21 protein-coding genes and 1 tRNA gene are annotated in these 20,197 nt (G+C 69.6%); 12 read left to right on the top strand and 10 right to left on the bottom strand.

The genetic code is table 11. The features are described 5' to 3' along the window. Positions 1–650 precede the first annotated feature (650 nt). Positions 651–1,262 carry a septal ring lytic transglycosylase RlpA family protein gene (locus tag HWX07_RS34700; RefSeq protein ID WP_012327720.1) on the top strand — a complete coding sequence of 204 codons (612 nt, stop codon included), beginning with the start codon at positions 651–653 and terminating at the stop codon, positions 1,260–1,262. A 90-nt stretch (positions 1,263–1,352) separates the two neighbouring features. Here HWX07_RS34700 and rsmI read toward each other — a convergent pair whose 3' ends face one another. After that, positions 1,353–2,231 carry a 16S rRNA (cytidine(1402)-2'-O)-methyltransferase gene (rsmI, locus tag HWX07_RS34695; RefSeq protein WP_175879277.1) on the bottom strand — a complete coding sequence of 293 codons (879 nt, stop codon included), beginning with the start codon at positions 2,229–2,231 and terminating at the stop codon, positions 1,353–1,355. A 46-nt stretch (positions 2,232–2,277) separates the two neighbouring features. Between rsmI and HWX07_RS34690 the strand changes: the two genes are divergently transcribed. The 5 genes from HWX07_RS34690 (at position 2,278) to HWX07_RS34670 (ending at position 4,738) form a co-directional block, all read left to right on the top strand. Further along, on the top strand, positions 2,278–2,706 hold the full coding sequence (locus tag HWX07_RS34690; RefSeq protein WP_175879304.1) for a YraN family protein: 429 nt from the start codon (positions 2,278–2,280) through the stop codon (positions 2,704–2,706). 136 nt (positions 2,707–2,842) lie between these two features. After that, the gene (locus HWX07_RS34685; protein WP_175879276.1) at positions 2,843–3,427 is read left to right on the top strand and encodes an SIS domain-containing protein; all 585 of its coding nucleotides are present in this window, start codon (positions 2,843–2,845) and stop codon (positions 3,425–3,427) included. A gap of 17 nt (positions 3,428–3,444) precedes the next feature. Next, the gene (locus tag HWX07_RS34680) at positions 3,445–4,245 is read left to right on the top strand and encodes a BON domain-containing protein (protein WP_175879275.1); all 801 of its coding nucleotides are present in this window, start codon (positions 3,445–3,447) and stop codon (positions 4,243–4,245) included. Then, on the top strand, positions 4,242–4,595 hold the full coding sequence (locus tag HWX07_RS34675; RefSeq protein ID WP_175879274.1) for a c-type cytochrome: 354 nt from the start codon (positions 4,242–4,244) through the stop codon (positions 4,593–4,595). Before HWX07_RS34680 ends, HWX07_RS34675 begins: the two co-directional genes overlap by 4 nt. A 67-nt stretch (positions 4,596–4,662) precedes the next feature. Continuing rightward, positions 4,663–4,738: transfer RNA gene (locus HWX07_RS34670), tRNA-Ala, on the top strand. Between the two features lie 68 nt (positions 4,739–4,806). On the opposite strand, the gene HWX07_RS34665 is transcribed toward HWX07_RS34670, so the two are convergent. The 4 genes from HWX07_RS34665 to HWX07_RS34650 all read right to left on the bottom strand — a co-directional run bounded on the left by HWX07_RS34665 (position 4,807) and on the right by HWX07_RS34650 (position 9,241). Further along, the gene (locus HWX07_RS34665) at positions 4,807–5,118 is read right to left on the bottom strand and encodes a hypothetical protein (protein ID WP_175879273.1); all 312 of its coding nucleotides are present in this window, start codon (positions 5,116–5,118) and stop codon (positions 4,807–4,809) included. A gap of 131 nt (positions 5,119–5,249) precedes the next feature. Further along, positions 5,250–6,647, bottom strand: coding sequence for an enolase C-terminal domain-like protein (locus tag HWX07_RS34660; protein ID WP_175879272.1), 1,398 nt, complete (start codon positions 6,645–6,647; stop codon positions 5,250–5,252). Positions 6,648–6,709: 62 nt separating this feature from the next. Continuing rightward, complete coding sequence (locus tag HWX07_RS34655; protein WP_347879196.1) at positions 6,710–8,188, bottom strand: MFS transporter; 1,479 nt, start codon at positions 8,186–8,188, stop codon at positions 6,710–6,712. A 75-nt stretch (positions 8,189–8,263) separates the two neighbouring features. Continuing rightward, the gene (locus HWX07_RS34650; protein ID WP_175879270.1) at positions 8,264–9,241 is read right to left on the bottom strand and encodes a LysR family transcriptional regulator; all 978 of its coding nucleotides are present in this window, start codon (positions 9,239–9,241) and stop codon (positions 8,264–8,266) included. Between the two features lie 40 nt (positions 9,242–9,281). On the opposite strand from HWX07_RS34650, the gene HWX07_RS34645 reads away from it, so the two are divergent. The 3 genes from HWX07_RS34645 to HWX07_RS34635 all read left to right on the top strand — a co-directional run bounded on the left by HWX07_RS34645 (position 9,282) and on the right by HWX07_RS34635 (position 12,125). Then, positions 9,282–10,013, top strand: a complete 732-nt coding sequence (locus HWX07_RS34645) for a glutathione S-transferase (RefSeq protein ID WP_175879269.1) — start codon at positions 9,282–9,284, stop codon at positions 10,011–10,013. Positions 10,014–10,139: 126 nt separating this feature from the next. Continuing rightward, positions 10,140–10,772, top strand: coding sequence for a DUF2239 family protein (locus tag HWX07_RS34640; RefSeq protein WP_175879268.1), 633 nt, complete (start codon positions 10,140–10,142; stop codon positions 10,770–10,772). Positions 10,773–10,787: 15 nt separating this feature from the next. Further along, positions 10,788–12,125 carry a carotenoid oxygenase family protein gene (locus tag HWX07_RS34635; RefSeq protein WP_175879267.1) on the top strand — a complete coding sequence of 446 codons (1,338 nt, stop codon included), beginning with the start codon at positions 10,788–10,790 and terminating at the stop codon, positions 12,123–12,125. 13 nt (positions 12,126–12,138) lie between these two features. Here the strand turns inward: HWX07_RS34635 and HWX07_RS34630 are convergent, their stop codons facing one another. From HWX07_RS34630 to HWX07_RS34615, 4 genes are read right to left on the bottom strand one after another with little or no spacing between them, the layout of a single operon-like run. Beyond that, positions 12,139–13,305 (bottom strand): ABC transporter permease, encoded by a 1,167-nt coding sequence (locus HWX07_RS34630; protein ID WP_175879266.1) that lies wholly within the window; start codon positions 13,303–13,305, stop codon positions 12,139–12,141. An 8-nt stretch (positions 13,306–13,313) separates the two neighbouring features. Further along, positions 13,314–14,468 (bottom strand): ABC transporter permease, encoded by a 1,155-nt coding sequence (locus HWX07_RS34625; protein WP_175879265.1) that lies wholly within the window; start codon positions 14,466–14,468, stop codon positions 13,314–13,316. A gap of 21 nt (positions 14,469–14,489) precedes the next feature. Then, a complete protein-coding gene (locus HWX07_RS34620; RefSeq protein WP_175879264.1) occupies positions 14,490–15,188 on the bottom strand; it encodes an ABC transporter ATP-binding protein in 699 nt (232 codons plus the stop codon). A gap of 5 nt (positions 15,189–15,193) precedes the next feature. Continuing rightward, entirely contained in the window at positions 15,194–16,399 is a 1,206-nt protein-coding gene (locus tag HWX07_RS34615; RefSeq protein ID WP_175879263.1) for an efflux RND transporter periplasmic adaptor subunit, read from the bottom strand. 360 nt (positions 16,400–16,759) lie between these two features. Between HWX07_RS34615 and HWX07_RS34610 the strand changes: the two genes are divergently transcribed. The 3 genes from HWX07_RS34610 to HWX07_RS34600 all read left to right on the top strand — a co-directional run bounded on the left by HWX07_RS34610 (position 16,760) and on the right by HWX07_RS34600 (position 18,763). Next, positions 16,760–16,996 (top strand): hypothetical protein, encoded by a 237-nt coding sequence (locus tag HWX07_RS34610; RefSeq protein WP_175879262.1) that lies wholly within the window; start codon positions 16,760–16,762, stop codon positions 16,994–16,996. A 178-nt stretch (positions 16,997–17,174) separates the two neighbouring features. After that, the gene (locus HWX07_RS34605; RefSeq protein ID WP_175879261.1) at positions 17,175–18,044 is read left to right on the top strand and encodes an NAD(P)-dependent oxidoreductase; all 870 of its coding nucleotides are present in this window, start codon (positions 17,175–17,177) and stop codon (positions 18,042–18,044) included. A gap of 83 nt (positions 18,045–18,127) precedes the next feature. Then, entirely contained in the window at positions 18,128–18,763 is a 636-nt protein-coding gene (locus HWX07_RS34600; protein ID WP_175879260.1) for a LysE family translocator, read from the top strand. Between the two features lie 141 nt (positions 18,764–18,904). Here HWX07_RS34600 and HWX07_RS34595 read toward each other — a convergent pair whose 3' ends face one another. Continuing rightward, complete coding sequence (locus HWX07_RS34595) at positions 18,905–20,188, bottom strand: MFS transporter (protein ID WP_175879259.1); 1,284 nt, start codon at positions 20,186–20,188, stop codon at positions 18,905–18,907. Positions 20,189–20,197: the final 9 nt, after the last annotated feature.

The following is a 20,197-nucleotide window of genomic DNA, read 5'->3' as shown; positions in this document are numbered from 1 at the left end:
CACCGGCGGCTAAAAGGAGCGATTGTACCGGTGGCGCGTGCGGGCTGCCGGGCGTGCGATGCATGCTGCGGCGCGCGGATGAGGGCATTCCCGGAGCATGTCGATTGTTACAGCCATAGCGAGAATCAATGGTGCGCCGGGGGTGCTTTTCGAGACAAGGTTTTGATTTATGTATAATGCGCCCCATTGCACGTGAATTTCACGCAATTCGCTGGTGTTTCGGCCCCGTTAAACGAGGCGTTCGATTCACCGTCAAGCATCGGCCGCCGGGGAGTCCGGCGGTGTATCCAGCACCGAACATTCGGTGCTCACGTCTTGTCCGGCCGGGTGCTGCGCGCCCGCCTGCGGCCCTGCTGCCGCGCCGCCGGATGAGGCCTGTGCCGCCGTTCCTGTGCGTTGGTCGTATCGACGCGCGCGAACGTGAAGCCATGTTCGATGGCGGCATGTGGGGTCTGGTCAGGCTGTTGGGGACAGGTTGCGCCAGACGTGAAAGCTAATCAGGACGGTTGCGGCCAGGACGAAGGCCGCGCCCATGCTAGCCGCCTGCTCGCATTCGAGCGGGGCGTGCACGCATTTGCCGTCCGGGCCGCATCTCTGCGTTGTGAAGCAGCGTTGTATCGATGCGGCCCGAACCAGAAGGCGACACGTCGATGAATTTACGTTTTCCGAGCCGATTCGGAACCATTGCATTGTTTTTTGCGCTGACGGGCTGTGCGGTGCCATCCAGCCAGACCACCGGCAGCGTGAACCAGAAGAAGGCCGTCGACAAGACGGCCGCCGCCGCGAAGGCGGACGACGACAAGCAGCCGCTCAGTTTCGATTCCGCGCTGGCATCGATGCCGGCCGCCGACAGCAAGGACGCGAAGAAGTCGTCGCTGGCGGACGCCGAGCCGATCGACGGCAAGGATGTGTCCGAGTTCCGCCAGAGCGGCCGCGCGTCGTGGTACGGGCGGGATTTTCACGGCCGCCGCACCGCGAACGGCGAACGCTTCAACATGAACGCGTTCACCGCCGCGCACCGCACGCTGCCGCTGTCGTCTTACATCAAGGTGACGAACGCATCGACCGGCAAGTGGGTCGTCGTGAAGGTCAACGACCGCGGACCGTTCAAGCGCGGCCGCGTGCTCGACCTGTCGTATGCGGCGGCCAAGGTGATCGGTCTCGTGCACGCCGGCACGGGCCGCGTGAAGATCGAAGGGCTGTCGCCGCAGGAAGCGCGCGAGGCCCGCGACGAAATGTTCGCGTCGATCTCGGCGAAGTAACCGGCGAAATAACCCGGCGGATCGTCCGCTCATGCGCAAAGGGCTGCCTTCCGGCAGCCCTTTGTCGTTTCCGCGCGGCGGCGTCGCGCGTCAGCCTTCCTTCAGCACGAGCGCACGCGCATACAGCGTGCTGCGCGATGCGCCCGTCAGCGCGGCCGCGAGCTTCGCCGCGCTCTTCACCGGCACCTCTTCCAGCAGCAGCCTGAGCAGCGCGTCGTGCGCGGTGTCGTCGGCTTCGCCGCTGGCCGCCGGCGCGCCTTCGACCACCAGCACGAACTCGCCGCGCTGCCGGTTCGCATCGCCGGCGAGCCAGCTCTGTCCTTCGGCCAGGGTGCCCTGGAACAACTGCTCGTGTAGCTTGGTGAGCTCGCGCGCGATCAGCAGCCGGCGCGCGGGGCCGAACGCTTCGGTGAGCGCGGCGACGGTTTCGGCGATCCGGTGCGGCGCTTCGTAGAACACCAGCGCATACGGGTGCGACACCAGCGCCTGCAGCGCGGTCGCACGCTGTTTCGCCTTCGGCGGCAGGAAGCCCGCGAACGTGAACGCGCCGGCCCAGTCGCCGGCCACGCTCAGCGCGGTCACGGCCGCGCTTGCGCCAGGCAGCGGAACCACCGGGAAGCCGGCCGCGCGCACGGCGTCGACGAGCCGCGCGCCGGGGTCCGAGATGCCGGGCGTGCCGGCGTCCGACACGTAGGCCACGCGTTCGCCGCCACGCAGCAGTTCGATCACGCGCTGCGCGGCTTCGCGTTCGTTGTGCTCGTGCACGGCGACGAGCGGTTTCGAGATCCCGTAGCGGGCGAGCAGCTGGCCCGTGTTGCGGGTGTCTTCGGCCGCGATGCGGTCGGCGAGGCCGAGCACGTGCAGCGCGCGCAGCGTGATGTCGGCCGTATTGCCGATCGGCGTGGCGACCACGTAGAGCGTGGCGTCCGGGTAGTGCTGCGTATGCGCGAGTTCGAGGAGGGCAGTCATGGCAGGCAATGCACGCGGTCGCGGCACGAACGGAACAAGGACGGCATTGTGCCACGCGGCGCCGGCCCGGCCGGAGGGCGCGCGCGGTCGGCCGCCTTCGGGCGACAACTTTTCCGGCGCGGCGCGATCCAAACCGGTCGGCGCGGCGTTCGAGCAGCGCGCGCGGCAGTTTCTCGAGCGTCATGGCCTCGGGTTCGTCGCCGCGAACGTGACGATGCGCGGCGGCGAGCTCGATCTCGTGATGCGCGAGCCCGACGGCATGCTCGTGTTCGTCGAAGTGCGCGCGCGGCGCAGCACGCGGCATGGCGGCGCGGCCGCGAGCGTCGGCTGGCGCAAGCGGCGGCGTCTGATCGCGGCCGCGCTGCAGTTCTGGTCGCGGCACGGCGCCGGCGCCGCGTGCCGTTTCGACGTCGTCGCGTTCGAGGCCGGACGGCTTGCGTGGCTGCGCGATGCATTTCGTACCGACGATGCGTAGCCGCGAGCTGTGACGAGATGTAAAGAGTTCTTGCCGGACCCCCGGAGAGGGCGCCGGAGTACGGTAAACTCGCCGCACCCACGATGTCGCGCGAGTGGTGCCACGTTGTGCCAAGCGCCCAGTTCACCAGGAATCGATGTCAGTCGAACGTATTCAGCAACAATTCCGCGACAGCGCCGCGCTTCACGCCGAAGCGGCCGACGCGCTGTCGCTGCCGATCGCAGCCGCGGTCGATGCGATGTTCGCCGCGCTGGCGAACGGCAACAAGATCGTCGCGTGCGGTGACGGCCCGTCGGCCGCCGCCGCGCAGTACCTCGCCGCGTCGCTCGTCGGCGGTTTCGAGCGCGAACGTCCGGGCCTGCCCGCGATCGCGCTGGCCACCGACGCGTCGCAGGCCGGCCTCGCGGGCGCGGCGGTGGCCGACCAGTTGTTCGCGCAGCAGGTACGTGTGCTGGGCCAGACGGGCGACATCCTGCTGGTGCTCGACGCGGGTGGCGCATCGCCGCGCGTGCTCGCGGCGATCGACGAGGCGCACGAGCGCGAGATGACGGTCGTCGCATTGACGGGTGGCAACGACCACACGGTCGCGGCCGCGCTGTCCGACACCGATATTCCAATCAGCGTGCCCGCCGTTCGCGCGGCGCGCATCCACGAAGTCCATCTGCTGACCATCCACAGCCTGTGCGACGGCATCGACGCGATGCTGCTGGGTGAGGATTGAACGAAGGAGAGCCGTCGATGAATCAAAGCCGCGTCAAACAGACGCTCGTCAGAACCACGCTGCTCGCCGCGCTGACGGCGGGCCTCGCCGTGTCGCTGCAGGGTTGTGTGCTCGGGGTCGTGGGTGCCGCGGCCGGCGGCGGCGCGCTGATCGCGACCGATCGCCGTACGCTCGGCGCGCAGACGGAGGATCGCGAGATCCAGGTCAAGTCGCTCACGCAGATCAACAACGGGCTGCCGGACCAGTCGCACGTGAACGTGACGGTGTTCAACCGCCGCGTGCTGCTGACGGGCGAAGTCCCGAACGACGCGTCGAAGCAGCGCGCCGAGGAACTCGTGCGCGGCATCAACAACGTGAACGGCATCGTCAACGAGCTGTCGGTCGAGCCGGCGTCGTCGCTCTCGTCGCGCGCGAACGACTCGTACCTCGAAGGGCGCGTGAAGTCGGAGCTGATCGCGACGAAGGGCATCTCGGCGAACTACTACAAGGTCGTCAGCGAACGCGGCAATCTTTACCTGATGGGCCTCGTGACGGTGGACGAAGGCAATCGCGGCGCGGAAGCCGCGAGCCAGGTGCCGGGCGTCGAGAAGGTCGTGAAGGTGTTCCAGTACGTGAAGCCGCAGGACGCGCAGGCGTTGCAGGACACGTCGCCCGCGAGCGGCGCATCCGGCGCGCAGGCGGCTGCCGCACCGGCGGACAGCGCGACGGTCGGCGCGGTGCCCGACGCATCGGTGCAGTCCGCGCCGCTGCAGCCGCCCGCGCCGATCTCGAATTCGTCGAACGTGCATCCGGGCAATCCGAAGGCGAAGGCGCAATGACGGGCGGGCAGATGAAACGATGGATGATGCACGGCGCCGCGGCCGCGGCGCTCGTGGCCGGCACGCTGGGCGTCGCGCACGCGGACGTCGGCGACGGCCTGAAAGTCGCGCGCAGCAACGCGTGCATGGGCTGCCACGCGGTCGACCGAAAGCTCGTCGGGCCGTCGTTCAAGGATATCGCCGCGCGCTACAAGTCCGATCCGCAGGCCGTCGCGAAGCTGTCGAAGAAGGTGAAGGACGGCGGCTCGGGCGTGTGGGGCGCGATTCCGATGCCGGCGCATCCGCGCATGAGCGACGCCGACGTCCGGTCGGTGGTCGAATGGGTGTTGGCCGGCGCGCCGTCGAAGTAAGGTTTCAGGGGCGATTCAACCCCCTATTGCCAAGCGCAGAAATGCGTGTGTATGATAGTTGACTGATGGGGCGGTAGCTCAGCTGGGAGAGCGTCGCGTTCGCAATGCGAAGGTCGGGAGTTCGATCCTCCTCCGCTCCACCAACGGAATTCGAAAGGCCTGATCGCAAGATCGGGCCTTTTTGTTTTTCCGCGGGGCCTTGGCCGATGCGCTAGGTCGCCAACTCGTAAATCACCCTGAACGTCGGCACCGCCAACACGGCGAACCCCGCCATCATGACCGCGAGCACCGCGGTCCTCTTCCGCAGCAGCGCGCAGATGGCGATCGACAGCCCATAGAACGCGCAGGTCAGAATGATGATCCACCACAGCGCCGCATAGCCCGCGCCGCCTTCGAAATTCGATACGTTGCGCGTGATCCGCGTCGCGACATACCCGGCGACGGTCATGCTCGCGGGCAGGCACAGCACCGAATACAGCACGAAGACGATGATCTGCCGCGGTGTCGGAGCGGATGACGTCATGGAGGGCGTTCTGTTGCGGATGGATGGGGCGCCCGACCGTCCGCCACGCGGGCCGATCAAGGCAGCGGGCAGGATGCGACCGTTTCCCGCGTTTGGCAACCACCACGCGCCCGCCGTCCCGCCACCCCGCCCTAAACCCGCCCCAAACTCGGCCGCTTCGGATCATACGTCCACCCCGGCACCAGATAACGCATCGCCACCGCATCATCGCGCGCCGTCCCACCCACCGCGTTGTACAGCGCATGCGCGGCCTCGACCTGCGCCATGTCCAGCTCGATGCCGAGCCCCGGCCGTTCCGGCACGGCCACCTTGCCGCCGACGATCGCGAGCGGCTCGCGCGTGAGCCGCGCGTCGCCTTCCTGCCAGATCCAGTGCGTGTCGATCGCGGTGATCGTGCCGGGCGCGGCCGCCGCCGCATGCGTGAACATCGCGAGCGACACGTCGAAGTGATTGTTCGAGTGCGAGCCCCACGTGAGCCCCCAGTCGCGGCACAGCTGCGCGAGCCGCACCGAGCCCTGCATCGTCCAGAAATGCGGATCGGCGAGCGGGATGTCGACCGCCTGCAGCCGCACCGCGTGATCCATCTGCCGCCAGTCGGTCGCGATCATGTTGGTCGCGGTCGGGATGCCCGTCGCGCGGCGGAATTCGGCCATCACCTCGCGGCCCGAATAGCCGGCTTCCGGCCCGCACGGATCTTCCGCATACGCGAGCAGGTGGCCTTGCCCGCGGCACAGCGCGACGGCCTCGTCGAGCGACCATGCGCCGTTAGGGTCGAGCGTCGCGCGCGCGTCGGGAAAGCGCGCCTTGATCGCCGCGATCGCTTCCATCTCGTCGGCGCCGGCCATCACGCCGCCCTTCAGCTTGAAATCGGCGAAACCGTAGCGCTCGACCGCGGCTTCGGCCTGTCGCGCGATCTCGGCCGGCGTGAGCGCCGCCTCGTTGCGCAGCCGGAACCACGGGGCGCGCGCCTGCGCCTCGTCGCGAAACGGCAGATCGGTGCGGCGCCGGTCGCCGATGTAGAACAAATACGCGAGCATCGGCACCGCGTCGCGCTGCTGGCCTTCGCCGAGCAGTGCCGCGACCGGCACGTCGAGGTGCTGGCCGAGCAGGTCGAGCAGCGCGGCTTCGATCGCGGTGATCACGTTGTCGAGCCGCAGGTTGATCTCGTGCGGCTGGCGCAGCACCGCCGCCTCGCCGGCCGACGTCACTTCGTGGCGGATCGTGCGGCCGGCGCCGGCGCCCGCGCCGGACAGCGCCGCGCGCACCGCGTTGAGCGTCGCCTGGTAGCGCCCGATCGACTGGCCGACGACGAGATCCGTCATGCGCTCGAGCGCGTGGCGGATGCCTTCGCCGCCCGGCACTTCGCCGACGCCCGTATGCCCGCTGCTGTCGTCGAGGATCACGAGATTGCGCGTGAAATACGGCGCGTGCGCGCCGCACAGGTTGAGCAGCATGCTGTCGCGGCCGGCGACGGGAATCACCTGCATGCGCGTGACGCGCGGGGTGCCGGCACGGCTGGGTTCGGACATCGGTTCGCTCCTGGTTCCGGTGGCGTGCGGGCCGCGGGGTGCGCCGGCGCGGCCCGCGCCGTTCATTGAAGCTCGACGCGGCGAATTTCGCCGACGACGAACAGGTAGCAGATCACGGCGACGAGCGCGTGCGCGACGACATAGACGAGCGCGCCGTTGAACGAGCCGCTGCGATCGACGATATAGCCGATCGCGATCGGCGTCGTGATGCTGGACAGGTTGCCGCACGTGTTGAGCAGCGCGCCGCTCAGGCCGGCGATCTGGCGCGGCGCGGTGTCGGCGTTGACGGCCCAGCCGAGCGCGCCGAGCCCCTTGCCGAAGAACGACAGCGCCATGAACACCACGACGATCACGTGCGAATCGGTGTAGTTGCAGACGATCATCGACATCGACAGCAGCATGCCGATCACGATCGGCACCTTGCGCGCGACCGACAGCGACCGGCCCTGCCTGAGCAGCGCATCGGACACGATGCCGCCGAGAATCCCGCCGAGGAAGCCGCACACGGCCGGGATCGATGCGACGAGCCCCGCGTTGAGAATCGACATCCCGCGCGCCTGCACCAGATAAACGGGGAACCACGTGATGAAGAAGTAGGTGAGTGCGTTGATGCAGTACTGCGCGACGTACACGCCGACCAGCATCCGGTTTCGCAGCAGCGCCTTCACGTGACGCAGCGACGGGCCGCCGTCGCGTCCACCCGTCGTCTGGTCGATGTTGACGAGCGCGCCGCCTTCGGCGAGGTAGTCGAGTTCCGCGCGGTTGATGGTCGGATGGTCCTTCGGGTCGTACATCGTGCGGTTCCACACCAGCACGAACGCGAAACCGAGCACGCCCATCACCGCGAACACCGACTGCCAGCCGAACGCGTGCACGAGCCAGCCCATCAGCGGCGCGAACACGACGGTCGCCGCGTACTGCGCGGCGTTGAAGATCGCCGACGCGGTGCCGCGCTCGGGCGCCGGGAACCACGCGGACACGATCCGGCTGTTGGCCGGGAACGACGGCGCCTCGGCCGCGCCGACCAGGAAGCGCAGCCCGAACAGCAGTGCGAACGCGGCCGCGCCGCCGAAGAAGCCGATGCCGCCCTGCAGCAGCGTGAACAGCGACCAGAAGAAGATGCTGAATGCGTAGACGATGCGCGACCCGAAGCGGTCGAGCAGCCAGCCGCCCGGCAATTGCGCGATCACGTACGACCAGCCGAACGCGGAGAAGATGAAGCCCATCTGCACGTGGCTCATATGCAGCGCGCGGGCGAGGCTCGGGCCGGCGATCGCGATCGCCGCGCGATCCGCGTAGTTGATCGTCGTGACCGCGAACAGGACGGCCAGCACCAGCCAGCGCACGCGGGTGCGCCGGGCCGTTGCCGACGCGGACGCCGGCAGCGCGTGAAGCGGATTCATGACTTGTCTCCTCCGAGGGGCGGAAGGCGCCGTCGTGCGGCAGGCGCGTCGGTGCGCGCGTTGTGTGTGTTGATGCCGCCGGCGGGAGGCCGGGCACCGGACGCCGAGGCAAGCAGGGCGTCCGGGCCATTCTGTCATGTCGAAATTTGCGCTTTCATGCCAATTGCTGACTTGATCGATTCAGCATTTGAATCGATGAGGCGAGATACGCGGTCACGCGTGCGGCTCGATCGTGCTGCCGCCGCCGTGATGGCGCGCCACGTGCTGCGCAAGAAATTCGACGGCGGCGCGAACGCCGGGCAACTGGCCGCGCCGGTGCGGCATCAGCAGCGTCGTCGTGACGGTGCCCGCGCACCAGCCGGGCAGCACGCGCACGAGCGCGCCGGACGCGAGCGCGGCGCCAGCGATCCAGTCGGGCAGGCATGCGAGGCCGAGGCCGGCCGTCGCGGCCTGTAGCAGCAGCGTCGATTCGTCGGCCTGCAGCCGCAGGCGCGGCGTCACGTCGACGGCATCGCCGGCGCGCTGCAGCCGCCATGGCTGCGGGCCCGGGTGGAGCCCGTCGTGCTGCGCGAGATCAGCCGGCGTGTCGGGCGTGCCGGCCCGCGCGAGATAGGCCGGCGCGGCCACGACGACGATCGGCGACGCCGCGAGCGGCCGTTGCACGAGCGCGGAATCGGGCAGCGGCGCGAAATGGCTGCGCACCGCGATGTCGAAGCCTTCCTGCGCGATGTCGACGAGGCGGTCGCTCGCATGAATCTGCAACAGCAGCTTAGGGTGCGCGATCGCCAGCGCCGGCAGGCACGGCGCGAGGATGTGCTGCGCGACCGGCACCGAGCTCGTGATCCGCACGACGCCGGCCGGCTCGGCGGCCTGCCGCAGCACCGCGTCGCGCGCGCTGTTGGCCTCGATCACGGCTGCGCGCGCATGCTCGAAGAATTCGGCGCCGACCGGCGTGAGCCGGAAGCTGCGCGACGTGCGATGCACGAGCCGCGCGCCGAGGGTGCGTTCCAGCTCGGCCACGCGCTTGCTGACCGTCGATTTCGGCAGGTCGAGCCGGCGCGCGGCCGCCGACATGCTGCCGGCCTCCACCGCCTGCACGAACAGGTAGAGATCGTTCAGATTCATTTCCAGCGTCCACATGGAGAAACGACGGGTTTCGATTTTAGCGGCTACTGCGCCATCGTTCGCCATGGGAGCATGACTGCTCGTTCAACTTCTGTGGAATTCCCCGATGTCCCCGATCCTTCTCTACGGTATTCCCGCCGGCTGCTCGTTCGGCTCGATCGTCGCGCTCGAATGGGCCGGCCGCCCGTATCGGCTGTCGCGCATCACGATGCCGGGCGCCGTGACGAGCGACGCGTTTCTCGCGCTGAACCCCGTCGCCGAGACGCCGGCGTTCGTCACCGCGAACGGCGATGTGCTGACCGAAAGCATCGCGATCCTCGGCCATATCGGCGCGCAGGCGCTCGACCGCGGCCTCGCGTTTCGGCAGGGCAGCGCGGATTTCGACCGGCTGAACCGGATGCTGGCGTGGCTGAACACGACGTTCTTCAACGCGTTCGGCGCGCTCTGGTACGTGTACGAACACGACACCGAAGGCGCGGAGAAAGCGGCGTTGCAGGCGTACGGCCGCGGCAAGGTGCTGAAGGCGCACCGGCAGCTCGAAGCGCTGCTCGAGCGCGGCGAAGGCCCGTGGCTGCTGGGCGCGCGGCGCACGCTGGCCGACGCGTACTTCACGGGAATCGCGCGCTGGGCCGACTATCACGCGGTGTTCGAGCGCGATGCGTTCCCGCGCGTCGCCGCGTTGCGCGCGCGGCTCGCGGACGATGCCGGCGTGCAGTTCGCGCACGCGATCGAGGGGAACCTGCCGCCTCCGGCGTCGTCCGCGTTCGAAGGGCATGTGTCGCTCGACGACGCGCTGGCCAGCGCCCGCGGCATCGTGGCGTCGGCGCGGGCGGTGTGATCGGCAAGCCGGTGGCTCCGCAGGACGGAACATGCTGGCGACAATTTTTACCCGGATAATATTGACATCCAATTAATACCCGGATAAAAATAGCATCATTCCGATTCCAGCCTGCGGGCGACCACGATGACCTCTTCCATGCTCCTTCCTTCGTACACGGCCTTCGACGGCCACCGGCGGCTCGCGTCGGGCCCGCTCGCGACGGTCGCGCTCGCGGTCCGGCAGGCGGCCGGCGACGCGATGCCCGGTTCGATCCTGATCTTCGACGACGCGACGGGCCGCTCGATCGACCTCGACCTGCGCGGCACGGCGGACGACATCCGCGCGCGCTATGCGGCGCCGTCGGTCGGCGCGTCAGGCGGCGCCGGCGAGCCGGCAGGCGCTGGCGCTGCCGAACAGCGCGGCCGCGGCCGGCCGAAGCTCGGCGTGGTGTCGCGCGAGGTCACGCTGCTGCCGCGCCACTGGGAATGGCTCGGCGCGCAGCCGGGCGGCGCGTCGGTCGCGCTGCGCAAGCTCGTCGAGGACGCGCGGCGCACGCACGCGGCGGCCGACCGGCAGCGCGACGCGCAGGCGCGCGCCTACCACTTCATGTCGGCGATGGCGGGCGACCTGCCCGGTTTCGAGGAAGGCGCGCGGGCGCTGTATGCGAACGATGCGGCGCGGCTCACCGAGCTGATCGCCGGCTGGCCCGACGACGTGCGCGACCATGCGCTTGCCCTGGCGCGCGGCGATCTGCCGCCGGCCGCCGAAGACTGCTGACGGAGCGCCGACGCGATGACCGTATTCGACCTCAACCGCGGCGCGATCGCGCCGGTCGCCGACGAAGTCGACATCGTCGAGCTGCGCGTGACGGGCGCCATTCCGCGCGAACTCGACGGCACGTTGCTGCGCAACGGCCCGAACCCGCCGGGTGGCCGCTTCGAAGGCAACGACATGCTGTCGTGGTGGCCGGAGGCCGCGATGCTGCATGCGATCGCGTTCGACGACGGCCGCGCGCGCGGCTACCGGAACCGCTGGGCGCGCACGCAGCGCTGGGCGGCCGTCCACGCGCCCGGGCAAGTGCCGCAACTGCCCGACACCAATCCGAACGTGAACGTGTTGCAGCATGCGGGCGAATTGCTCGCGCTGGCCGAGGGCGGTGCGCCGCTCGCGATCACCGCCGAGCTCGATTCGTTCGGCGTCCCGGCGCGGCACGCGGGCCTCGACGGCGGGATGACCGCCCATCCGAAGGTTGACCCGGTGACCGGCGAGCTGATCCTGTTCCGCGCGGACTGGCGCGCACCGTGGCTGCGCTACGGCGTGATCGACGCGATGGGTGTGAAGCGCGTCGACGTCGAGATCGAGCTGGGCGCGCCGTCGATGATGCACGACCTCGCGATCACCGAAACCCGCAGCCTGCTGCTCGACCTGAACGTCGGCTACGACTTCTCGCTGCTGAAGCAGGGCCACCGGATGCCGCTGCGCTGGCACGACGACCGCCCCGCGCGCATCGGCGTGCTGCCGCGCCACGGCGGCGACGTGCGCTGGTTCGACGTCGAGCCGTGTTTCATCCAGCACGTCGTGAACGCGTACGACTGCGACGCGTCGTGCATCGTGCTCGACGCGGTGCGCTATCCGTCGTTCCTGCGGCTCGACGCACGCACGGGCCGCTTCGCCGACAACCCGGTTGGCGAGCTGTGGCGCTACGTGATCGATACGGCGAACGGGCTGATCGACGAAGGGCCGCTCGCCGACGGCGGCATCGAACTGCCGCGCATCAACGAAAGCCGCACCGGGCGTCGCTACCGTTATCTGTATGCGGTCGAGCAGCCGAACAACGCCGAAATGCGCGGCGTGATGCGCTTCGACCACGCGCTTGGCACGACGATGCACTACGCGGTGCCGGCCGGCGACCAGAACGGCGAGCCGGTGTTCGTGCCGCGCCCGGGCGGCGCCGACGAGGACGACGGCTGGCTGCTGGTGATGGTCTACCGCGCGGCGACGGAGACGAGCGACGTCGTGATCCTCGATGCGCGCGCGATCGACGCCGGGCCGGTCGCGACCGTGCACTTGCCGCGGCGCGTGCCGGCCGGGTTCCACGGCGCGTGGGTGCCGCGCGAACGTCGAGCGTGAGCGGCGGCGCGCGTCACTGCGCGCGCAGCGCGTCGACGATCTTCAGTCGCGCGGCGCGCATCGCCGGCAGGAACCCGCCGACGAGCCCCATCACGAGCGAGAACACGAGCGTCTTCACGACGATCGCGGGCGTCAGCACGAAGCGGAACGACAGGTCCGAGAAGGTCTGGAAATTGGTCGTCGAGAACGACGCGAACTGCATCAGCGACGCGCACGCGAGCCCCGCGACGCCGCCGACGAAGCCGAGCAGCAGCGCCTCCAGCAGGAACGCGGCGAGCACGCTGGTGCGCTTGAAGCCGAGCGCGCGCAGCGTGCCGATCTCGGCCACGCGGTTCGCGACCGATGCATACATCGTGATCATCGCGCCGATCATCGCGGCGATCGAGAAGATCGTCGACAGCGTGATGCCGAGGATGTTGATGAAGGTCGACAGCGCCTTCGACTGGTCGCCGTAGAAGGTTTGCTCGCGTTTCGCCTCGTCGGTCAGCCGCGGGTCGACGTCGATGTCGGCCTTGAAGCGCGCGAAGCCGTCCGCGCTCGGGATGCGCAGCACCATCGACGAATAGCTGGTGCGCCGGAACGACTGCATCAGCTGGTCGACGTCGCCCCAGATCTCCGAATCGAAGCCGCTGCCGCCCGCGTCGAACACACCGACGATGGTCCAGTCGCGCTGCGCGAAATGCAGGCGGTCGCCGAGCTGCGTGCCGCTGAAGCCTTTCGCGATCGCGCTGCCGACGACGATCTCCGACGAGCCGGGCGCGAACAGGCGGCCGGCCACGAGCTTCACGTGCGGCCGCAGCGCGAGGCCGGCCGGCGACACGCCGCGGATCACGACGTTCGACGGCTTGCCGGTCGACGTCTTCACGAGCGAGATCAGCACGACGGCTTCCTTCGACACGAGCGGCCGGCCGTCGGGGCCGAGCGCGACGGCCGGATGCATCTCGAGCGCGTTGGCCTGCTGGTGGTCGATCGAACTCTGGATTTCGGTCTCGGCGCCCTTGCGGATCACCACCGCGTTGTCGGGTTCGCCGGTCGACACGAGCGTTTTCGTGAGGCCCGCGTCGAGCATCTGCACCGTCGCGAACACGAAGATCACGAGCGCCATCCCGCCCGCGGTGAGCGCGGTGGTCAGGCGCCGGGTCCACAGGTTGCGCGCGATGTAGGTGAGCGGGATCGCCATGCGCGTCGCTACCCGATCGCCCGCAGGCCTTCGACGACGCGCACGCGCGCCGCCTGCCATGCCGGCACGATTGCCGCAGCGAAGCCGACCGCGACCGAGCATGCGGCCTGCAGCATGACCGTCTCGGTCGACACCTTGAACACCGGGAAGATCCCGCCGGCCGCCTGCTTGAACAGGCTCGCGGCGGGCGGCGTCGCGAGAATTCCGAGCCCGCCGCCGGCCACCGCGATCACGACCGATTCGCCGAATACGATCAGCGCGAGGAACCCGGGGCCGAAGCCGAGCGCCTTCAGCGTCGCGTATTCGGCCGTGCGCTCGCGCGCGCTCATCGCCATCGCGTTGGCCATCACGGCCATGATGATCAGGATCACCACGTACGACACCAGGCGGATCGCCGCGATGATCTGGTTCGACATCGCGACGAAGCCGAGCTGGAACGCCTGTTCGGTCTCGGTCAGCGTCTCGGCGAGCGAGTTCTTGAACACCGCGTCGACGTTGCGCGCGATCGACGCGCCGTCGTCGGGATGCGCGACGCCGAGCACGAACACGCCGACCTGGTCGGCCTGCTTCGGCGTGCGCTTGCGTACCGTCTCGTTCAGGTAATCCCAATGGAACACCAGCTGGCGCGTGATCGTCGAATCGTCGCGCCCGTCGAGAATGCCGCGCACGACGAAATCCCAGGTGCCCGGATAGATCGTGCCCTTCAGCGGAATCACGTCGCCGACCTTGAAGCCGAACTGCGTCGCGAGCTGGCGGCCGACGAGACAGCCGCGGCGGTCGCGGTCGTAGTCGGCGCGCTGCTGCGCCGGCAGGATGAATTCGGGATACAGGTCGAGATAGTTGTCCGACACCGCGAAGCTCGCGAAGAAGTTCTTCGGGTCGCGATAGATGCCGCCGAACCAGTTCGAGCGGACCACGGCCGTCACGCCGTCCACGCCGCGGATGCGGTTCTCGTAGCTGACCGGCAGCGGAAACACCAGCGAGATCGCGTTGCGCGTGACGAGCCGGCCGCTCGACGCGGCGGCCGCGCCCGCGTACCACGCGTCGACGACGGTATGCAGCAGCCCGAACGCGAGCACCGCGATCGTGAGCCCCAGCACGGTCAAGAGCGTGCGCAGCCGGTGCCGCATTGCATTGCGCGCGATCAGCTTCAGCACGAACATCGCGCGTGCTCCCGTCGCCGGTCAGCCGGCGTGCCCATCGATCAGCTCTCCTTTTTCCAGATGGACGAGCGAGCGCGCGGCGCCGGCCGCGTGCGCGTCGTGCGTCACCATGATGATCGTCTTGCCGAGCTCGGCGTTCATCCGCTGCAGCATCGCGAGCACGTCGGTGGCCGACGCGCGGTCGAGGTCGCCGGTCGGCTCGTCGGCGACGATCAGCACCGGATCGGTGATCAGCGCGCGCGCGATCGCGACGCGCTGCTGCTGGCCGCCCGACAGCTCGGACGGGTAATGGCTCGTGCGATCGCCGAGATTCACCATGTCGAGCACCAGCTCGACGCGCTCGCGCCGCTCGCGGCGCGACAGGGGCGTGAGCATCAGCGGCAGCTCGACGTTCTCGAACGCGGTGAGCACGGGCATCAGGTTGTAGAACTGGAAGATGAAGCCGACGTTCGCCGCGCGCCATTCGGCCAGTTGCGCCTCGGCGAGTTGCGAGATGTCGAGGCCGCCGACCCGCAGCTCGCCGCTGTCGGGCCGGTCGATGCCGGCCACGAGGTTCAGCAGCGTGCTCTTGCCGGACCCCGACGGCCCCATCAGCGCGACGAAGTCGCCTTCGCCGATATCGAGCGTGATGTCGGTCAGCACGGGCACGATCTGGTTGCCGCGCCGGTACGACTTCGCGACGTGGCTGAGCTCGACGAGGGGCGGCGGGGCGTCGTTCACGCGCGCTACTTCTTCGCGACGGTCACGTTCGCGCCGTCCTTCAGCTTCGCGCCCGGCGCGAGCACGACCGTGTCGCCGGGCTTCACGCCTCGCACCGCGACGAGCTCGCCGATCCGCGCGCCCTTCGTCACGGCCACCGCATGCACGGCGTCGTCCTTCACGACGAATACGACCGGCCGGCCGTCGCGCTCGACCACGGCGCTCGCCTGCACGGCGGTCACCGGCTGCCGGTCCTGCGCCGACGCGGGCTTCGACAGGAACGCGATCTTCGCGCTCATGTCGGGCAGCACGCGTTCGTCGCGGTCGACGAAGCGCACCTTCACGAGCACGGTGGCCTTCGAGCGGTCGACGGTCGGCACGATGCGCGACACGCGGCCCGCGAAGCGCAGGTCGGGCAGCGCGTCGAGCTGGATCTCGCACGGCTGCTCGGCGCGGATCTTCGCGATGTTCGATTCGGCGACGTCGGCCTCGACCTCGAGCGTCTCCATGTCGGCGATCGTCACGACCGCGCCCTTGCTGTCCGACGCGGACGAGAACGGCGTGATGTTGTCGCCGACGTTCGCATGCTTGGCGAGCACGATGCCGTCGAACGGCGCGCGGATCACCGTCTGGTCGACCGCCACCTGCGCGGCCTGCGCGTTCGCTTCGGCCGACGCGATCGCGGCCTGGTCGCTGTCGAGCGTCGCGCGCGCCTTGTTCACGCGCGCCGTGTCGATATCGAGCTGCGCGGCCGGCACCGCGCCCTTCGGCGCGAGCGCGGACGTGCGGCGCAATGCGATCTCGGCGTCCTTCAGTTCGGCCTGCGCGACGCCGAGGTTCGCGCGGGAGACCTGCACCTGCGCGCGCGCCTGCGCAAGCGACGCCTGCACGTCGTTGCTTTCGAGCCGCGCGATGATCTCGTCCTTCTTCACGCGCGTGCCTTCGAGCACGCCGAGCCATTCGACGCGCCCCTGGCCCTTCGACGCGACCGCGGCCTTGCGCTGCGGCACGACGTAGCCGGTCGCATTGAGCTGCGTGTCGTTCTGGTACGGGTAGGCGGACGTGACGGAGGTGGTGTCGACGGTCGGCCGGCCGGTGAGGGCGAGGCCGGCGCCGATCGCGATGACGATCAGCGCGGCGGCGACCGCGTAGCGGGGCCACCGGCGCCGGCGCGGCACCGGTGCGATCGGACGCCGGTCGATTTTCAGTTTGTCCAGATTGTGGTCGGGCAATTTGAGCGCCTCGAGACGGCGGCGGTCGTGTGACCGGCCGCGATCCGGTTTCCGGGGAAAGGGACGGATGGACGCCAGTATAAGCGTCGCCCCGGCGCCGCGCGAGCCGGTTTGCGGCGTCGTGTGGCGGCGACCCGTCCGGCCCGCGCGGCGCCGGCTGACGCGCTCCCCCCGGGGAAACCCGAGGATGCAAGCAACGTGTCAACTTGCCGCGAAGGCAGTGCGTTATGGAACCAGTGCGTCAGGTTTTGTCGCGACGGAATGGCGAAAGCCAGGCCTCGCGGCCTGGGGCTCCGATGCGAATGCCTCGCATCTTTACTTACCGGTACGTTTGATTTTTTCTCCGCTAAAGGAAGAACAATGAAGAAGACGCTCGCTTCGATCATCGCCGCAGCATTCGCACTCGCATCGGTTTCGGCATTCGCCCAGGAGACGGCGTCGGCGCCGGCAGGCGCGATGGCGCCCGCTTCCGCGCCGATGAAGAAGGACCACAGCAAGCCGAAGCACCAGCTGAAGCACCACGGTTCGAAGAAGGGCCAGGCGAAGGCTGCAGCCGCATCGGCCGCCGGCACCAACGACGCAGGCACGCAGAACTAAGCGGCTCGCCGCCACGGCCGGCGTTGCCGGTCATCGGTCGGCCCACCCCGCATGCTCCGGCATGCGGGGTTTTGTTTTTTCAGGCGCCGGGTTCGCGCCGCGCCCGGCCGGCGGCAGGCGCTGCAGCGCGCCGGCATCTGTGTTTAACTCGCCGCTTCACGAAGCGAAGGAGTGGGACATGGATCTCGGGTTTATCGGGCTGGGCGAAATGGGGCAGGCGATCGCGACGAACCTGCTGAAGGCGGGCCACACGGTGCGGGTCTGGAACCGGTCGCGCGAGCGGGCCGAGCCGCTTGCGGCATTCGGCGCGCAAATCGTCGACACGCCGGCCGACGCGTTTCGCGGCGACGCCGTGTTCTCGATGCTCGGCGACGATGCGGCCGCGCGCGCGGTGTTCGACGACGCGCTGCTGGCCCAGGCGCCGCGCGGGTTGATCCACGTGAACATGGCGACGGTGTCGGTCGCGCTCGCCGAATCGCTCGCGCACGCGCATGCGTCGCGGGGCATCGACTACGTCGCCGCGCCGGTGATGGGGCGGCCCGACGTCGCGGCCGCCGCGCGCCTGACGATCATGGCGGGCGGCCCGGCCGAGGCGATCGACCGCGTGCAACCGCTGTTCGACGCGATCTGCCAGAAGACCTGGCGCTTCGGCTCGCTGCCGCAGCACGCGAACGTCGCGAAGATCGCCGCGAACTTCACGCTCGCGTCGGCGATCGAGACGCTCGGCGAGGCGTCCGCGCTGCTCGGCGCGCACGGCGTCGCGATGCGCGATTTCCTCGACGTGATCACCAGCAGCGTGTTTCCGGGGCCTGTCTACGAAGGCTACGGCGCGATGATCGCCGAGCGGCGCTACGAGCCCGCACGCTTCAAGGCGCGGCTCGGGCTGAAGGACGTCCGGCTCGCGCTGGAGGCCGGCGACGCGACGTCGGTGCCGTTGCCGGTGGCGAGCGCCGTGCGCGACAGCCTGCTCGACGCGCTCGCGCACGGCGGCGGCGACCAGGATTTCGCGGTGCTCGGCGAGGTCGCGCTGCGCCGCGCCGGCCGCTGACACGCGACAGGAGCGCGACAGAAGTGCGACCCGCACGGCATAATCGGCGGTTCGTTTTCTCTACATTCCAGGCAGAGGCAGTCATGAACTTGCATACGTGGTGGCTTTTCGTGGCGACGGTGTTCGTCGTGTCGGCGATTCCAGGTCCGAACATGCTGCTCGTGATGACGCACGGCGCGCGGCACGGGCTGCGGCGCTCGTCCGCGACGATGGCCGGTTGCCTGAGCGCGCTGGTGCTGATGCTCGCGGTCTCCGCGGCGGGGCTCGGCGCGGTGCTCGAGGCATGGCCGGCGATGTTCAATACGTTGCGCTTCGCGGGCGCGGCCTACCTGGTCTATCTCGGCGTGAAGGCGTGGCGCGCACGCGTGGACGACGTGCCGGCGGCCGACGTCGACGCCGTGTCGCAAGGCGCATCGGCCTCGCGCGCGCTGCTGTTCCGCAATGGCTTCCTGGTCGCGGGCAGCAACCCGAAGGCGATCCTGTTCGCGGCCGCGCTGCTGCCGCAATTCATCAACGCGGCCGAGCCGACGCTGCCGCAGTTCGGCATCCTCGTCGTCACGTTCGCGGTGATCGAGGTGAGCTGGTATCTCGTCTACGCGTCGTTCGGCACGCGCATCGGCGCCACGCTGAAGAGCCAGAGCGTCGCGAAGGTGTTCAACCGTCTGACGGGTGGACTGTTCGTCGGCTTCGGCGCGATGATGGCGCTGGTTCGGCACTGATTCCCCGCCGACACCGGCGTACCGAACGCCCCGTTCCTCGCGAGAGGGCGGGGCGTTCGGCTTTTTGGCGCTGATTCATCGTCGCTTCACCGCCGCTTGCATCACGCGCGCTCATGCCGGCTCATGCCCGCTCATGTTTGCTCACGCACCCGGCCGATCCCACGCCGCCGCGCGGGCCCCGCGTTCGGCCATCAGCCCGAACACGGCCGCCGCACCGGCGAACGCGAACCCGACGCCACACACCGCGCTCCAGCCGCCCCATGCCCACGCGCTGCCCGCGAGCGCCGCACCCAGCGCGCCGCCAATGAAGAACAGCCCGACGAACAGCCCGTTCAGGCGTCCGCGCGCGGCCGGATTCAGCAGGTTGATCGCGCGGCGGCCGATCGTCTGGTCGACGATGACGCCCGCATCGAGCAGCGCCGCGCCGCCGGCCAGCAGCGCGAGCGCGACGCCGCGATGCGCTTGCGCATCGAAGCCGAACCAGCCCGCGCCGGCGACGCCGAGCACGAGGAGCGCCGCGAGCATCGTGCCGTGCGCGAGCCGTTGCGCGGCCGGCCCGTGGCCGCGGTCGCCCGCGCGGCCGGCGAGCGGCGTGACGATCGCGCCGCTCGCGCCGGCGAACGCGAACAGCGCGATGCCGTGCAGGTCGAGCGCGAACGGCGATTGCGCGAGCCGCAGCCCGACGGCGGTCCAGAACGCGCTGAACGCGGCCATCGCGAGCGCGGCCGACAGCGCATGCCGGCGCAGCACCGGCTCGTCGGCAAGCAGGCGTCCCATCGACGCGAGCAACGCGCGGTAGCTGGCGGTGATCGACGGCGTGCGCGCCGGCAGGCGCAGCGCGAGCACGACGGCGATCGCCGCGTCCGCCAGCGCGGCCAGCAGATAGAACGCCCGCCAGCCGGCCGAGCCCGCGATCAGGCTCGCGAGCGGCCGCGACAGCAGGATGCCGAGCATCAGCCCGCTCATCACGTTGCCGACCGCGCGGCCGCGCTGCGCTTCGGGCGCCATCGACGCGGCCATCGGCACCAGCATCTGGATCACGCTCGACGCGGCGCCGGCCGCGAGCGTTGCAAGCAGGAACACGGTGCCCGACTGCGTGAAGGCGGGCAGCGCGAGCGCCGCCGCGCAGACGGCGAGCGTCGCGACGATCAGGCGCCGGTTCTCGAGCAGGTCGACCAGCGGCACGAGCAACGCGAGCCCGGCCGCGTAGCCGAGCTGCGGCAGCATCGCGACGAGGCCGGCGAGGCCGGGCGGCAGGTGCAGGTCGGCGCTGATCGGGCCGGTCAGCGGCTGCGCGGCGAACAGGTCCATCACGATCACGCCGACCGTCGCGGCGAAGAACAGCGTCATGCCCGTGCTCAGTGTGGGCGGCGCGGTGACGGGGGACGAAACGGGGGCGGAGCAACGGTGGGCAGGACAGTTCATCGGAAGCCT

The sequence above is a fragment of the Burkholderia sp. BCC0097 genome (genome assembly GCF_902832985.1).
Classification (GTDB): Bacteria; Pseudomonadota; Gammaproteobacteria; order Burkholderiales; family Burkholderiaceae; genus Burkholderia; species Burkholderia orbicola.
The sequence above is the reverse complement of the archived record's forward strand: the minus strand, read 5'-3'. Positions and strand labels throughout refer to the sequence as shown.